The sequence below is a fragment of the Kitasatospora sp. NPDC002551 genome (genome assembly GCF_040296005.1).
Lineage (GTDB): Bacteria > Actinomycetota > Actinomycetes > Streptomycetales > Streptomycetaceae > Kitasatospora.
The window spans coordinates 1-14,975 of the sequence record NZ_JBEOWI010000012.1; the positions used below are offsets into that span (position 1 = coordinate 1).

15 protein-coding genes are annotated in these 14,975 nt (G+C 74.0%); 5 read left to right on the top strand and 10 right to left on the bottom strand.

The features are described from left to right. The first annotated feature begins 264 nt into the window (after positions 1-264). Positions 265-588: a nuclear transport factor 2-like protein gene (locus ABT093_RS13685; protein WP_350563789.1), complete on the top strand. Its 324-nt coding sequence runs from the start codon at positions 265-267 to the stop codon at positions 586-588. 15 nt (positions 589-603) lie between these two features. Here ABT093_RS13685 and ABT093_RS13690 read toward each other — a convergent pair whose 3' ends face one another. Then, positions 604-1,824 carry a serine hydrolase domain-containing protein gene (locus tag ABT093_RS13690; RefSeq protein WP_350563791.1) on the bottom strand — a complete coding sequence of 407 codons (1,221 nt, stop codon included), beginning with the start codon at positions 1,822-1,824 and terminating at the stop codon, positions 604-606. Between the two features lie 61 nt (positions 1,825-1,885). Between ABT093_RS13690 and ABT093_RS13695 the strand changes: the two genes are divergently transcribed. The 4 genes from ABT093_RS13695 (at position 1,886) to ABT093_RS13710 (ending at position 7,885) form a co-directional block, all read left to right on the top strand. Next, positions 1,886-2,410 (top strand): NUDIX hydrolase, encoded by a 525-nt coding sequence (locus ABT093_RS13695; protein WP_350563794.1) that lies wholly within the window; start codon positions 1,886-1,888, stop codon positions 2,408-2,410. A gap of 21 nt (positions 2,411-2,431) precedes the next feature. Beyond that, entirely contained in the window at positions 2,432-3,256 is an 825-nt protein-coding gene (locus ABT093_RS13700) for a TetR/AcrR family transcriptional regulator (RefSeq protein ID WP_350563796.1), read from the top strand. Between the two features lie 135 nt (positions 3,257-3,391). Next, complete coding sequence (locus ABT093_RS13705; RefSeq protein ID WP_350563798.1) at positions 3,392-5,275, top strand: hypothetical protein; 1,884 nt, start codon at positions 3,392-3,394, stop codon at positions 5,273-5,275. A gap of 306 nt (positions 5,276-5,581) precedes the next feature. After that, positions 5,582-7,885, top strand: coding sequence for a glycosyl hydrolase family 18 protein (locus ABT093_RS13710; RefSeq protein WP_350563800.1), 2,304 nt, complete (start codon positions 5,582-5,584; stop codon positions 7,883-7,885). 44 nt (positions 7,886-7,929) lie between these two features. Here ABT093_RS13710 and ABT093_RS13715 read toward each other — a convergent pair whose 3' ends face one another. From ABT093_RS13715 to ABT093_RS13755, 9 genes are all read right to left on the bottom strand, one after another. Continuing rightward, entirely contained in the window at positions 7,930-8,637 is a 708-nt protein-coding gene (locus ABT093_RS13715) for a spermidine synthase family protein (RefSeq protein WP_350563803.1), read from the bottom strand. 127 nt (positions 8,638-8,764) lie between these two features. Continuing rightward, positions 8,765-9,820 (bottom strand): YeiH family protein, encoded by a 1,056-nt coding sequence (locus ABT093_RS13720; RefSeq protein ID WP_350563805.1) that lies wholly within the window; start codon positions 9,818-9,820, stop codon positions 8,765-8,767. 7 nt (positions 9,821-9,827) lie between these two features. Beyond that, the gene (locus tag ABT093_RS13725) at positions 9,828-10,394 is read right to left on the bottom strand and encodes a cysteine dioxygenase family protein (RefSeq protein WP_350563808.1); all 567 of its coding nucleotides are present in this window, start codon (positions 10,392-10,394) and stop codon (positions 9,828-9,830) included. A gap of 86 nt (positions 10,395-10,480) precedes the next feature. Next, positions 10,481-11,386, bottom strand: a complete 906-nt coding sequence (locus tag ABT093_RS13730; RefSeq protein ID WP_350563810.1) for a LysR family transcriptional regulator — start codon at positions 11,384-11,386, stop codon at positions 10,481-10,483. A gap of 135 nt (positions 11,387-11,521) precedes the next feature. Beyond that, positions 11,522-12,391 carry an amino acid ABC transporter permease gene (locus ABT093_RS13735; RefSeq protein WP_350563813.1) on the bottom strand — a complete coding sequence of 290 codons (870 nt, stop codon included), beginning with the start codon at positions 12,389-12,391 and terminating at the stop codon, positions 11,522-11,524. Beyond that, positions 12,388-13,032 (bottom strand): amino acid ABC transporter permease, encoded by a 645-nt coding sequence (locus ABT093_RS13740; RefSeq protein ID WP_350563816.1) that lies wholly within the window; start codon positions 13,030-13,032, stop codon positions 12,388-12,390. The genes ABT093_RS13735 and ABT093_RS13740 overlap by 4 nt, the downstream gene beginning before the upstream one ends. A gap of 13 nt (positions 13,033-13,045) precedes the next feature. Beyond that, positions 13,046-13,933 carry a glutamate ABC transporter substrate-binding protein gene (locus ABT093_RS13745; protein WP_350563819.1) on the bottom strand — a complete coding sequence of 296 codons (888 nt, stop codon included), beginning with the start codon at positions 13,931-13,933 and terminating at the stop codon, positions 13,046-13,048. Positions 13,934-13,943: 10 nt separating this feature from the next. Next, the gene (locus ABT093_RS13750) at positions 13,944-14,726 is read right to left on the bottom strand and encodes an amino acid ABC transporter ATP-binding protein (RefSeq protein WP_350563821.1); all 783 of its coding nucleotides are present in this window, start codon (positions 14,724-14,726) and stop codon (positions 13,944-13,946) included. Beyond that, positions 14,723-14,965 (bottom strand): lipopolysaccharide assembly protein LapA domain-containing protein, encoded by a 243-nt coding sequence (locus ABT093_RS13755; RefSeq protein ID WP_350563824.1) that lies wholly within the window; start codon positions 14,963-14,965, stop codon positions 14,723-14,725. Before ABT093_RS13755 ends, ABT093_RS13750 begins: the two co-directional genes overlap by 4 nt. Positions 14,966-14,975 lie beyond the last annotated feature (10 nt).

The following is a 14,975-nucleotide window of genomic DNA, read 5'->3' on the forward strand; positions in this document are numbered from 1 at the left end:
CTCGTTGTTTCGTCTGCCGCCCCGGCGGGGGGCCCGGCCGCGGAGCCGGGTGGGGGGGTGCTCGCCGGCGTGGCCGCCCCCCACCCCCCCCCCCACGCCACTCCCCGTGGCCCGGTCGGGGACCCCTGGAGGTGAATCACCCGTATCGGGATCCAAGCACATGAATCCCCTGAAATCCCCGACGCGCCGCCGACATGCGCGGCGCGTCCCGGCCCAGGCCCTAAACAGGAGTCCCGACCCGCTTTTCGACTCCTGGGAGACCGGATGACCATCGCCCCCGCCAAACTCTCCGACCCCACCGTGCGCGCCGCCGTCACCGCGATCAACGCGGGCAACCGGCAGGCCTTCGTCGACCTGCTCGCCCCGGACGCGACCATGGCCGACGACGGCTCCGAGCGCGACCTCCAGGACTGGATCGACCGGGAGATCTTCACCGTCCGCGGGCACATCGAGGTCCGCTCCGAGTCCGACGGCGGGCGGGCGCTGGTCGCCGACTACCGCAACGAGACCTGGGGCGAGATGCGCACCGCCTGGCGCTTCACCGTCGAGGACGGCCTGATCAGCCACTTCGAGACCGGCCAGGCCTGACCCGGGCCCCGCCCCTCAGGACACCCCGAGGCACTCCCGCACCGCCCGGATCAGCGTGCGGGAGCGGATGTCCCCGGTCACCCCGGGCTGCATGCCGTTGGTCACGTACCCGAACCCGATCCCCAGCTCCGGGTCGGCGAAGCCCAGCGAGCCGCCCCGGCCCGGGTGGCCGAAGCTCGCCGGCGAGGCCATCGGCGCGGTCGGGCTGTGCCGGAAGAAGCCCAGTCCGAACGTCGAGTTGACGATCAGCACCCGGTCCGGGCCGCTGACCGCCGGCCCGACCGCCCGGGCCAGCACCTCGGGCCCGAGCAGCGGCGGCAGCGTCCCGCCGCCGCTGCCGTGCCGGTCGGCCGCGCCGATCAGCGCCGCGTAGAACCGGGCCACCGAACGCGCCGTGCCGATCCCGCCCGCGCCGGGGATCTCGGCGGCCCGCACCGCCGGGTCGTTCAGGTCCACCCCGGGGCGCACCGAGGCGAACGCCCGGGCGGTCAGCGAGTCCGGGTTCTGGTAGGCGTCCCGCACCGACTGCTTGGCCCGCAGCCGCAGCCCGCTCGGGCCGGTCCGGGCGGCCACCGGGGCCGGCAGGTCGACCAGCCGGCCCACCCGGGGCGCGGCGCCGGCCGGCAGGCCGATCCACAGGTCCAGGCCGAGCGGCCGGGCGATCTCCTCGGCGAAGTACTGGCCCACGGTGCGCCCGCTCACCCGGCGCACCACCTCGCCGACCAGCCAGCCGAAGGTGTACGGGTGGTAGCCGTGCGCCGTGCCGGGCTCCCAGGCGGGCGCCTGCGCGGCCACCGCGGCCGCCGCCCGCTCCCAGGTGAGCACGTCCTCCAGCCGCAGCGGCACGTCCAGGGCGGGCACCCCGGCCTGGTGGGACAGCAGCCAGCGCACCGGCACCCCGCCCTTGCCGGCGGCCCCGAACTCCGGCCAGTAGGAGACCACCGGGGCGTCCAGGTCGAGCTGTCCGCGCTCGGCGAGCAGCAGCGCGGTGGTCGCGGTCAGGCCCTTGGTGACCGAGCGCAGCACCTGCGCGGTGTCCGCCGTCCAGGGCACGGCCGGCGCGGGCCGCCCGCCCACCTCGGGCCGGGCGTCACCGCCCCACAGGTCGACCACCTTGCGGCCGCGGACGTACAGCGCGAACGCCGCGCCGAGCTCCCCGTACTCCCGGAAGTTGCGCGCGAACGCCTCCCGCACCGGCTCGAAGCCCCCGGCCGTCTCGCCCCAGATCTCCGCCACCGCGTGCCGTCCTCGCCGTTCGCATGTCCATGAATCGCCCGGAAACCCTAACCTGTCGGTCATGACCGAGCCTGCGCAGACCGATCCCGCCGACGAACTGCTGGACGTCGTCGACGAGCACGACCGGGTGACCGGAACCGCCCCGCGCGGGGAGGTGTACCGGCGCGGGCTGCTGCACCGGTGCGTCTTCGTCCTGGTCCGCGACCCGGCCGGGCGGATCTTCGTCCACCGGCGCACCGACACCAAGCTCTTCGCCCCGGGCGCCCACGACATGTTCGTCGGCGGCGTGGTGGGCGCCGGCGAGACCTACGAGCAGGCCGCCGTCCGCGAGGCCGAGGAGGAACTGGGCGTCACCGGCATCACCCCCCGCCCGCTGTTCCGCTTCCTCTTCCGCGGCGACGGCCTCGCCTGGTGGTCCGACGTCCACGAGGCCGAGTGGGACGGCCCGGTGTCCCCCCAGAAGTCCGAGGTCGCCTGGCACGCCTGGCTCACCCCCGCCGAACTGGCCGAACGCCTCGACCACGACGAGTTCGTCCCCGACGGCCGCGAGGCCTACCGCCGCTACCTGGCCCACCACCCCGCCTGACCGGCGGATAGGGTGGCGCGCATGGCATCCCGCACGCCGTCGGCCCCCTCCTCCGCGTCCGCGCCGGTGCGCGGCGACCGTCCGGAGTCCGCCGGGCGGCAGCGCCGCCGGCTCAGTGTGGACGAGCGGCGCGAGCAGCTGATCGCCGTGGCGCTGGAGCTGTTCAGCCACCGGCCGCCGGAGGAGGTGTCGATCGACGACATCGCCGCCGCCGCGGGTGCCTCCCGGCCGCTGGTCTACCACTACTTCCCTGGCAAGCAGGCGATCTACGAGGAGTCGCTGCGCCGGGCCGGCCGGGAGCTGTCGGCCCGGTTCGAGGAACCGGCCGAGGGGCCGCTCTCCGAGCGCCTGTACCGGGTGATGGGCCGCTACCTGGACTTCGTGCAGAGCCACGGCCCCGGCTTCGCGGCGCTGCTGCGCGGCGGGTCGGTGACGGCCAGCACCAACACCTCGGCGGTGATCGACGAGGTCCGGCAGGCCGCGCACGACCAGATCCTCGGCCATCTGGCGCTGTCCTCGCCCAGCCCGGGGCTGCGGCTGGCCGTCCGGGCCTGGATCGCCAACGCCGAGATCACCTCGCTGGAGTGGCTGGCCGACCGCTCGGTGCCGCTGGCGGACCTGCAGCTGCACCTGGTGCAGGAGTTCGTGGCGGCGCTCACCCTGACCGCCGCCCGGGAGCCCGCGCTGGCCGCCGAGCTGGCCGGCTTCTTCGCCGACGAACGCCCGGACGGCCCGACCGGGCGGCTGGTGCGCGACCTCGCGGGCCTGCTGGCCGTCCCGGGCCTGGCCGGCGCGCTCACCACGCTGGCCGCCGGCCCCGGCCCCGCCGGGCAGGCCGCCGGCTGACGCCGGACGGCCGGTTCTGCCGCGTCGGCGGCCTCTGATAGGAATGTGCACGGATCCGACGGCCCGCCGGTCACCCCCGGGGCCGGGGTCCACGGACCACCGAACGCACAGCGAGCAGAGCGGGGGGCTCAACAGTTGACCCAGGACGGCCAGTTCAGCGCGGAGGCCAACCCCTTCGCGGCCGCGGAGCGGGTCTCCGCGACCCTCGGCAGCCTCACCGACGCCCTCCTCGGCGCCCGGACCTCGCGCCACCCCGCGGCCGCGCTGACCGGCCTGCGGGCCGCCGCGCACCCGGCCGCCGACGCCCTGTTCCACCTGCCGATGGCGCCCAACGGCCCGGTGCACACCGCCGTCGACCGGCTCGGCACCGTGGTCACCGCCGGCACCGCCCGCCCGGGCAGCGGCGCGGCGCTCGCGCCGCTGGTGACCGGTGCGCTGCTGTCCCGCTACGGCGCCGCCGGCCCGGTCCGCGGCGCGGCGGGCGGCTCCGCCGAGGCGCTCACCGCCGAGCGGTTCGAGCTGCCGGTGACCGGCGAGCCCGCCGACCCCAAGCTCCGCCCCGCGTTCGCCGCGCCGCTGGCCGCGCTGGCCGCCGGTCAGCAGACCCGTCAGCCGGTCGAACTGCCCACCGGCGCGGGCGCCGAGGTCCGCCTGGTCGTCCCGCCGGGCTTCCACACGCTCACCTCGCCGGACGGCCCGCCCGGCGTCTCCGCCCGGACGGTGCGCACCGGCCCGGTGGACGGCATCCCGGCCGGCCACGGGGCGGCCCCGGCCACCGTCGCGGCCGCCGCCGGACTGACCGCGCACCTGGCCGAGACCGCCGAGGAGCTGTTCAGCGGCGCCGGCCCGGCCGAGCGCCGCGACTTCGCGCTGATCGCCGCCGCCCTGGCGGACGCCGTCACCGCCTCCGGCACCGTCTACGCGGGCGTCGGCGCCTTCCACCTGGACGGCCGCCCGACCGAGGCGACCCTGGTCGTCTCGCTGGCCCGCCACCCGCTGCCGATCACCGGTCTCGCCACCGAACTGGCCACCGTGCGCCGGCACGCCGAGGTCTGGACGGTGCTGCTGCCCGCCGGACCGGCCGCCGTCCTGGTCGAGGGCCGCAGCGTCCCGGTGCCGGGCCCGCTGACCGCCGACGGGGCCCGCCGCTGGGCGGTCACCTCGGTGGTGCAGGCGTTCGTCCCGCTGCCGGACGGCGTCTCGGTGCTCTGCGTGCAGCTGAGCACCGCCCAGCCGCAGGACTGGGAGCTGTACACGGACGTCCTCGCCGAGCTGCTGAAGAGCGTGCAGTTCGGCTGGGACGGCGTGCTCGCCACCCCGGTCGCCCCGCCCGTGCCCGCCGCCGCGCCCGCCCCGCCCGCCCCGCCCACCGCTCCCCCGGCCCCGCCCGCGCCCGAGGCGGACGCCACGCCGGTGCGCGTCCCGCCGGCCGACTTCAACCCCTTCGCCCCGGTCGCCGACCCGACCCCGGCCCAGCCGATCCTGGTGCCGGACGACGCCGCGCAGGCGCCCACCCCGCCCAAGGGCACGCCGGTGACGGTCCCGCCGCCGGACTTCGACCCCTTCGGCATCATGGGCGGCGTCCCGGCCCCCGAACCGCAGACCCCCGAGAGCGACGAGCCGCCCAAGGGCACGCCCGTGATGGTGCCCCCGCCGGACTTCGACCCCTTCGGCATCATGGGCGGCGTCCCGGCCCCCGAACCCCTGCCCGCCGCCCCGCAGCCCGCGGCCGCCCCGGCCACCGACCCGTTCGGCACCGTGACCGCCGCGGACCGGGCCGGCGACCCGTTCGGCACCACCGTCCCGGCCCCCCGGCCCGCGGTCGTCCCCCCGCCGCCCAGCACCCCGCCGGCCGTCCCCGGGGACGCCCCCGCCGCGGCCCCCGGCCCCGGCAAGGGCACTCCGGTGATGGTCCCGCCGCCGGACTTCAACCCCTTCGCCCCGCAGCCCGACGCCGAACCGGCCGCCCCGGCCGAGGCCGCGCCCGAGGCGGCCCCGGCCCGGGACCCCTTCGCCTGAGCCGAAGCCCGCGCCACCACCCCGGCCACACCACCGCACCGCGAACGCCCTGACGGCCCCGCTCGTCAGGGCGTTCGCCGTCCCCCGGCCGCCATGTCCACGATCGGCAACTGGTACAGACCTATTGCCAGTTGACCGGTCCGCTCCCTACCCTCGGCACAGGATCCTCCGTGGCACCCCGACGGCCCGAGGATCCGTTCCGTGCCACCCCCATGGCCGGAGCACGCCGCTCCACGCACCTGACACCTCCCCACGGGTAACGGGGCGTCCGGTCCTGCCCGGGCCCCCAGGACAGGAGCCACATCCATGCGCAGACGTCGGATCAGCCTGCCGCTGCTCGCGGCCGGGACCCTGCTCGTCCCCCTGCTCGGCGCCGCCCTTCCGGCCACCCTGGCCCACGCCGCCGCGGGCGCCGCCGCCGAGGCCGCCGCGCAGGCCGCCGCCGGATCCGTGACCGCGACCCTGACCAAGGGCAGCGACTGGGGCAGCGGCTACGAGGGCAGCTACACCATCACCAACGGCTCCAGCGCCGCGGTCAACGGATGGACGCTGGAGTTCGACCTGCCCACCGGCAACACCGTCGCGGGCCTGTGGAACGCCTCCTACACCACCTCGGCCTCCCACGTCACGGTGAAGAACCCCGGCTGGGCCTCGACCCTGCCGGCCGGCGGCACCTACAACGTCGGCTTCAACATCGCCTACTCGGGCGCCTACCAGCCGCTGGCGAACTGCAAACTGAACGGCAAGCCGTGCGACGGCAGCGGCGACGACCTGACCCCGCCGAGCGTCCCGGGCGCCCTGAAGTCCGGCACCGTCACCCAGACCACGGCGGCCCTCTCCTGGACGGCCAGCACCGACAACGTCGGCGTCACCGGCTACGACGTGTTCCGGGACGGCACCAAGGTGGCCACCACCGACGGTGCCACCACCTCGGTCACCGTACAGGGCCTGACCGGCGGCACCACCTACCAGTTCACCGTCCAGGCCTTCGACGCGGCGGGCAACCGCTCGGCGGCGGCCGGCCCGGTGAGCGTCACCACCCCGCCGCCGATCGAGGACAAGGAGGCGCCGACCACGCCCGGCACCCCGGTCGTCACCGGCTCGGACTCCAGCTCGGTCTCGCTGAGCTGGGCGGCCAGCACCGACAACATCGGCGTCACCGCCTACGACATCACCGCGAGCAACGGCGTCGTGACCACGGTCACCAGCCCCTCCGGCACCGTCGGCGGCCTGGCCCCGGACACCGAGTACACCTTCACCGTCAAGGCCCGCGACGCGGCCGGCAACGTCTCCCCGGTCTCCGGCCCGGTGACCGGCCGCACCAAGAAGGGCGGCACCGGCGGCGCGCTGAAGATCGGCTACTTCACCCAGTGGAGCATCTACGCCCGCGGCTACAGCGTGAAGCAACTCGACACCTCCGGCTCGGCCGGCCGGCTCTCGGTGATCAACTACGCCTTCGCCAACATCCACCCGAGCACCAAGCAGTGCTTCATCACCAACAAGGCGGCCGGGCCGGACAACGACCCGAACGCGGGCGACGGCGCCGGTGACGCCTGGGCCGACTTCGGCCGGGGCTGGGACGCCGGTACCTCGGTGGCCGGCACCACCGACACCTGGGACCAGAAGCTGGCCGGCAACTTCAACCAGCTGAAGCAGCTCAAGGCCAAGTACCCCAACCTCAAGGTCCAGATCTCGCTGGGCGGCTGGTCGTACAGCAAGTGGTTCTCCGACGCGGCGGCCACCGACGCCTCCCGCAAGGCGCTGGTCAGCTCCTGCATCGACATGTACATCAAGGGCAACCTGCCGGTGATCGACGGCCGCGGCGGCGCGGGCAGCGCGGCCGGCATCTTCGACGGCATCGACCTCGACTGGGAGTGGCCGAACTCCGACGGGCACACCGGGAACATCTTCCGGCCCGCCGACAAGGCCAACTACACCCTGCTGGCCCAGGAGTTCCGCCGCCAGCTGGACGCCCTCGGCGCCACCACCGGCAAGCACTACACGCTGAGCGCCTTCCTCCCGGCCGACCCGGCCAAGGTCACCGCGGGCATCGACATCCCGGGCCTGTTCGGCGCCTTCGACTTCGCCACCATCCAGGGCTACGACTACCACGGCGGCTGGGAGATGGTCACCAACCAGCAGTCCGGCATCAAGGTCGCCGCCGGCGACCCGAACCCGCCGGCCCGCCAGTTCAGCTCCGAGGTCGCGATCGCCGCGTACGTGGACGGCGGCGCGCCGAAGAGCAAGCTCACCCTGGGCATCCCGTTCTACGGACGCGGCTGGACGGGCGTGCCGCGCGGCACCACCAACGGCCTCTTCCAGACCGCGACGGGCCCCGGCCCGGGCACCTACGAGGCGGGCTTCGAGGACTACAAGCGGCTCAAGGAGATGGCCACCAGCGGCGGTTACACCATCTACCGCGACCCGGTGGCCGGCCACTCCTACATCTACAACGGGAACGTCTTCTACACCTACGACGACCCGACCGAGATCGCCCGCAAGACCGCCTGGATCAAGTCCCAGGGGCTGGCCGGCGCGATGATCTGGGCCTTCGACGGCGACACGCCGAACGGTGAGCTGATGGCCGCGGTGGACAACGGCCTGAAGTAGCCCCGCCGGAAGGAACCCCCTCCACCACCTGGCCCGTCACGCGCTCACCGCGCGCGGCGGGCCAGGTGCACGGCGTCCGGCACGCCCCGGGCCACCGCGACCTCCCGCGTCGTCACATCCGTGAACCCGCCCGCCCGCAGCGCCTCCTCGAAGGCCGCGGAGGGCTGCGCGCTCCACACCGCCAGCACCCCGCCCGGCTCCAGCCGGTCCCGGAGCACCGCCAGCCCCTCCGGACCGTACAGCCCGGCGTTGCCGTCGGTGACCGTCCAGTCCGGGCCGTTGTCGATGTCCAGGCAGAGCGCGTGGTAGCGGGCGCCGTCGGCGCCGGCCAGGTACTCCAGCAGGTCGGTGTGCAGCACCTCGACGCGGGGGTCGTCCAGCGCGCCCGCCGAGAAGGCGGCCAGCGGGCCGCCGCGGTGCCAGTCGATGACCGCGCCCTCCCGCTCCACGACGGCGATCCGGCCCCAGCGCGGCTCGGCCGCCGCGTGCGCCAGCGAGAAGCCGACGCCGAGCCCGCCGATCAGCACCGAGGGGTGTGCCAGCGGCCCGGTCCGCTCCAGTTCGTCCAGCGCCGCCCCGACGAGCAGCCGTTCGGAGCGCCCGTCGGCGGTGTCCATCAGGAAGCAGCCGTTGGCGATGATCTCGTAGTGGCCCCCGCGCCGTCGCAGTGCCACCTCCCCGTAGGGGCCCTCGCGCCGGTCGAGCGTGACGACGGCCGCGGAGCCGTCCCGTCCGGGCAGTGCGGTGGACATGCGGTGGGTTCCTCTGCGGCACTCGGGGACACGGATGCGCAGGCCGGCCGAGGCGGCCGGCCCCACCGGCCGGCGGACCGGACCACCCGCCCGACAATAGCCCGAACCCGCGCAGGACGCCCGGTGTTTACGTGGTGGCCAACACCCCGGCGTAGGAGACCCCGGCGACCACCACCCAGGAGCCGAGCCCGAGCAGCGCGATCCGCCCGCCGGTGCGCACCATGGTGGGCAGGTGGACGGCGCTGCCGAGCCCGAACAGCGCGGCGGCGAGCAGCAGTTCCTGGGCGTCCCCGGCGAGGGTCAGGGCCCGCTCGGGCAGCACCCCGGTGGTGCGCAGCGCGATCATGGCCAGGAACCCGGCGACGAACAGCGGCACCAGCGGCGGCCGCTTGCCGCCCGCGGGCGCGGTGCCGGCGCGCCGGTGCGAGCGCCGGGCGGCCACCGCGACCCCGGCGACCAGCGGCGCGAGCAGGACCACCCGCATCAGCTTGACCAGCACCGCCTCGCGCAGCGCGCCCGCCCCGCCGCTCTGCGCGGTGGCGACCACCTGCCCGACGTCGTGCACGCCGGCGCCGACCCAGCGGCCGAAGCCGCTCGCGTCCAGGCCGAGCGGGTGCTGGAGCAGCGGCAGGACGGCGATGGCCAGGGTGCCGCAGAGGGTGACCAGGGCGACGGAGGCGGCGACGTCCTCCTCCTCGCTGCCGGCGGCCTGGCTGACCGCGCCGATCGCCGAGGCGCCGCAGATCGAGTAGCCGGTGGCGATCAGCAGCGGCTGGTCGCCGGGCAGGCCGAGCCGACGCCCGAGCCAGAGGGTGCCGGCGAAGGTGGCGGTGACCACCGCGAGCACCATGGCGACGGTGGCCCAGCCGAGGCCCAGCACGTCGTCGAGGCTCAGTTTGAGGCCGAGCAGCACGATGCCCAGGCGCATCAGCCGCTTGCCGGCGGTGGAGAGCCCGGGCCGGGCGACGCCGCGGACCACCGGCCGCAGACCGGGCAGGTGGGCGGCGGCGACGCCGAGCACCACGGCGGCGGTGAGCTCGGGCACGGCGGGGACGGCCTGGTGGACGGCGAGCGCGGCGGCGACGCCGAGCGCGGCGAGCAGCAGGCCGGGGGCGTCCCCGCCGAGCGGGGGCAGGGCGCGGGTGCGCGGACGGGCCGCGCGGTCCCGGAGGGTCAGTGCCATCCGGGGCTCACCGCTGGTCGCCGGCGGGCAGCCGGTAGACCCGCCGGATGCTGGTGCCGAGCCGGGAGACGTCGGCGCCGTAGACGTGGATGGAGATGGCGGTGGCGCCGCAGGCGTTGCGCACCAGGTGGATGTCGCCGGGCGGGGCGAAGGCGGCGACGGTGCCGGCCGGGCCGACCACGTGCTCGGTCTCGACCAGGCGTGCGGTGCGCCCGTCGGAGACCAGCCGGTAGCGGGTCTCGCTCTCCTGACCCTGGTGGACCCCGGCCACGCACCAGGAGACGTGGTCGTGGATCGGGGTGTGCTGGCCGGGCAGCCAGACCAGGGCGACGACGGAGAAGGAGCCGTCGCTCTCGGCGTGCAGGACGTGCTGGCGGTAGCGCTCGGGGTCGCCCTCGCGCTGGTCCGCGGTGAGCAGTTCGGCCTCGCCCAGGTGCGGGGCGAGCCGTTCGCCGACCAGGTAGGCGGTGAGCTCGGGGGGCAGGCCGCGGTCCACGACCGCGCGGATCTCGCCGACGAAGGCGGTCATGCGCTCGGTGAGCCGGCCGCTGCCGACCGTGGCTGACGTTGTCATGCCAGCAGGGTCGCCGTCGCCGACCCATCACGTCCAAGGAGGGTTCTTTCGCTCTCCCCCAACCACCGCTTATCGGTGTGCGGTGCTCAGCACCCCACCCGCGCCGCGGCGGCCTGCCGCAGGTGGTCCAGGACCAGCGCGGTCGCCGGGATCCGCCGGTGCTCGCGGAGCACGTACGCGCTGACCTGGCGGCGCAGGTGCGGCTCGACCGCCCGGCCGGTGACCTTGCGGTGGCACATGAAGGAGAGCACCAGGGCGGGCATCAGCGCGATCCCGACCCCGGCGGCGACCAGGCTCTGCACGGCGAGGTTGTCGTCGGTGGAGAACACGATGTCCGGGGCGAAGCCCTGCTCGGCGCAGACCTGCAGCAGGTTGGCCCGGCAGCGCGGGCAGCCGGCGATCCAGCGCTCGCCGTCGAGGTCGGCCAGCCGGACGGCGTGCCGGCGCCCGAGCGGGTGGCCGACCGGCAGCAGCACCGTCAGCAGGTCCTCCATCAGCGGGATCTCGTCGAGCCCGTCCGGCACCTCGGCGGGCGCACCCGGATAGCGGAAGGCCAGCGCGATGTCGCACTCCCCGCGCAGCAGGCGCTGCACCGAGTCCGGCGGCTCGGCCTCCAGGAGTTCGACCCGGACGCCGGGGTGCTCGGCGAGCAGCCGGGCCATCGCCTCCGGTATCAGGGTGGCGTTGGCGCTGGGGAAGGCGCAGACCCGCACGCGCCCGGCGCGCAGCCGGCCGAGGGCGGCGAGCTGCTGCTGGGCGGCGGAGAGGCTGCCGAGGATCTGCTCGGCGTGCCGGGCGAGCGCCTCGCCGGCCTCGGTGAGCCGCAGCCCGCGCCCGGCGCGGGTGAACAGCGGCAGGCCGACGGTGCGCTCCAGGGCCTTCATCTGCTGGGTGATGGCGGGCTGGGTGTAGCCGAGCTCGCGGGCGGCCGCCGAGTAGGAGCCCGCCCGGACGACCTCGTGGAAGGTCCTGATGTGCCGAGAGTCGAACACCGGCTCCACTGTCCCTCCGCCCGGCCGTCGTGCCACTGGTCCGGCAATCATAAGCAGAGTTTGGAGGTAACGATCCAGACCCCGGCCGCACCTATGGTTTACCCGGGAACCGTCCGTCCCTGCCGGGCGGGCCGGTCACTGCTGGGCGGACGGCGGCAGGCCCATCGACACCTCGGCCGGCGCCACCGGGGCCCCGCCGCGGGTGCTCGGACTGCGCCGGCTGCGCCGCTCCACCCAGTGGGCGAACCAGGAGAGCAGCAGACACATGCCGATGTAGATCGGCGCGATCACCATCACCACCGGGATGAACGGCAGGTCGTAGTCCAGGTTGGTGGCGATCAGCTTGCCGGCGTGCAGGAACTCCTCATAGGTGATCAGGAAGCCCAGCGAGGTGTCCTTGAGCGCCACCACCAGCTGGCTGATGATGGCCGGCAGCATCGCCCGGGCGGCCTGCGGCACCAGGACGTACGACATCACCTGGTACTTGCGCATGCCGAGCGCGAAGGCCGCCTCCCGCTGGCCCTTGGGCACCGCCAGCACGCCGGCCCGGAACACCTCGGCGAGCACCGAGCCGTTGTAGAGCACCAGTCCGGTCACCAGCGCCCAGAGCGGGGCCACCTTGAGGGCGACGAAGACGAAGAAGATCATCACCAGCACCGGCATGGCCCGGAAGAACTCCACCACCAGGGTGGACAGCCAGCGCACCACCCGGTGGTCGGAGAGCCGCCCCACGGCGAACAGCGCGCCGAACGGCACCGCGAAGAGCACCGTCCAGCCGAACGCCTTGAGGGTGTTGGCGAGCCCGCGCAGCAGCAGGTCCTGGACGCCCTCGTACTGGAAGGCCGTCCACTTGGCCGCCGTGAACTGCTCGGTGTGGAAGAGCATGTAGACGATCCAGCCGATCAGCCCGGCGATCGCCAGCAGCGCGATCCCGCCGTACAGCCGGTGCCGGGCGAGCGCCTTCGGGCCGGGGACGTCGTAGAGCGCCGAGGATTCCGCCGTCATCGCGACACCGCCGTCCGTCGTTCCAGCAGGTTGAACACGGCGCTGATGGCCAGGGTGATGATCAGATAGCCCACGGCGATCCAGACGAAGGTCCAGATGATGCTGTAGCCCAGCTCGTTGATGGTGCGGTAGGTGCCGAGCAGTTCGGTGACGCTGAACGACCCGGCGATCGCCGTGTTCTTCGCCAGGGCGATCATCACACTGCCGATCGGGGCGACCACCGAGCGGTACGCCTGCGGCAGCACCACCACACCCATCGTCTGGCCGAAGGTCATGCCCAGGCTGCGCGCCGCCTCGCCCTGGCCGACCGGCACGGTGTTGACGCCCGAGCGCATCGCCTCGCAGACGAACGCGGAGGTGTAGCAACCGAGCGCGAGCACCGCGAAGGTGAAGAACGGCAGGGTGATGTCGAACCGCGGCAGGCCCAGCACCACGATGAAGAACAGCAGGGTCAGCGGGGTGTTGCGCAGCAGGGTCACCCAGGCGGTGCCGAACACCCTCAGCGGCCGCACCGGCGAGACCCGGAAGCTCGCCATCAGCACCCCGATCACCAGCGACAGCACGGCGCTCACCGCGAACAGCGAGAGGGTGCCGAGGAAGCCTTCCCAGTAGGTCGACCAGTTGTCGGTCAGCGTCTTCACAGCCCGGCCTTCCTCAGTACCGGTCGATCGGCGGCGGAACGGGTGCGGGCTCCCCGGACAGGCCGAGGGTCGCTTCGAACGCCTTCTTCCAGTCGCCGTTCTCCTCGTGGTGTGCCAGCGCGTCGTTGAGCGCGCCGCGCAGCACGGTGTCGTTCTTCGGCGTGCCGATCCCGTACGGCTCCTGGGAGAACAGCGGCCCGACCACCTTGAGCTCGTCCGGCACCTTGGCCGCGTAGCCCAGCAGGATGGTGTTGTCCGTGGTGACGGCGTCCACCTGGGAGGTGATCAGGTTGTCCACGCAGGCCGAGTAGGTGTCGTAGCCGATCAGATGCGCCTTCGGGTACTGCTTCTGGATCCGCTGGTACGGGGTGGAGCCGGCCGCCGAGCAGACCTTCTTGCCGTCCAGGTCCTCCGGGCCGTTGATGTCCTTGTTGTTCTTGCGCACCAGCAGGGACTGCCCCGCCATGAAGTACGGCCCGGCGAAGCCGACCAGCTTCTTGCGGTTGTCGTTGATGGTGTAGGTGCCGACGTAGTAGTCGACCTGGCCGTTCTGCAGCGCGGTCTCGCGGTTGGCGGAGGCGATGGTCTTGAACTCGATCCGGTCCGGGCCGAACCCGAGATCGGCGGCGACCATCTTGGCGATCTCGATGTCGAACCCGGAGTACTCCCCGGTCGCCGGGTTCTTCTGGCCCAGGTAGGGCTGGTCCTCCTTGGCGCCGACCACCAGGTGCCCGCGGTCGCGGGCGGCGTCCAGGGTCGGCGATCCGCTCACCGGAGTGCCGGCCGCCACCTGGTAGCTGGGCAGCGCGCTGGGCTGCGGCCCCTTGGGCGGCGGGGTGCCGGGCTTGCCGCAGCCGGCCAGCAGCAGGGCCGCGGCCGCGAGGGCGAGGGTCTTCTTCACGGGCCCGGCCTCAGTGCTTCAGGATCTTGGAGAGGAAGTCCCGGGCGCGTTCGCTCTCCGGGGCGCTGAAGAACTCCTCCGGGGCGCGGTCCTCGACGATCCGCCCGTCGGCCATGAAGACCACCCGGTTGGCGGAGGCGCGGGCGAAGCCCATCTCGTGGGTCACCACCACCATCGTCATGCCCTCGTGCGCCAGCCGGCGCATCACGTCCAGCACCTCGTTGATCATCTCGGGGTCGAGCGCCGAGGTCGGCTCGTCGAACAGCAGCGCCTTGGGGTCCATCGCCAGCGCCCGGGCGATCGCCACCCGCTGCTGCTGGCCGCCGGAGAGCTGGGCCGGGTACTTGTCCGCCTGGTCGGCCAGCCCGACCCGCTCCAGCAGCGCCCGGGACTTGGCGTCGGCCTCCGACCTGGACCGCCCGCGCACCTTCACCTGCGCCAGCGAGACGTTCTGCAGCACGGTCTTGTGCGCGAACAGGTTGAAGGACTGGAACACCATCCCGACCTCGGCGCGCAGCCGGGCCAGCCCCTTGCCCTCCTCGGGAAGGGGCCGGCCGTCGATCACGATGGAGCCCGACTCGACCGGCTCCAGCCGGTTGATGGCCCGGCAGAGCGTGGACTTCCCGGAGCCGGAGGGGCCGATCACCACCACGACCTCGCCCCGGCCGACGGTCAGCTCGATGTCCTGGAGGACGTGCAGCGCTCCGAAGTGCTTGTTGACGCCACGCAGCTCGATCAGTGGGGTGAAGCCGCCGGGGCCCGGCGCCGACGGCGGCTCGGCGGCGCCGCTCACCTGCCGCGCCGCCCCTTCAGCAGCCACCCGAGCGCCATCCCGGCGATCAGGGTGGCCAGCAGGGCGATCCAGAGCGGAGCGGTCACGGTGAACACCCAGAACTGGATCTTCACCTTGTCGAGGTTGGCGAAGAGGAACCACACCGCGAGGACGACGATGACGCCGATCCCGATGTAGCGGGTGGGGATCCCGCCGATCTCGCCGCGCTTGGTACCGGAGGAGTCCGAAATCTTGGTCACCAGAGCATTC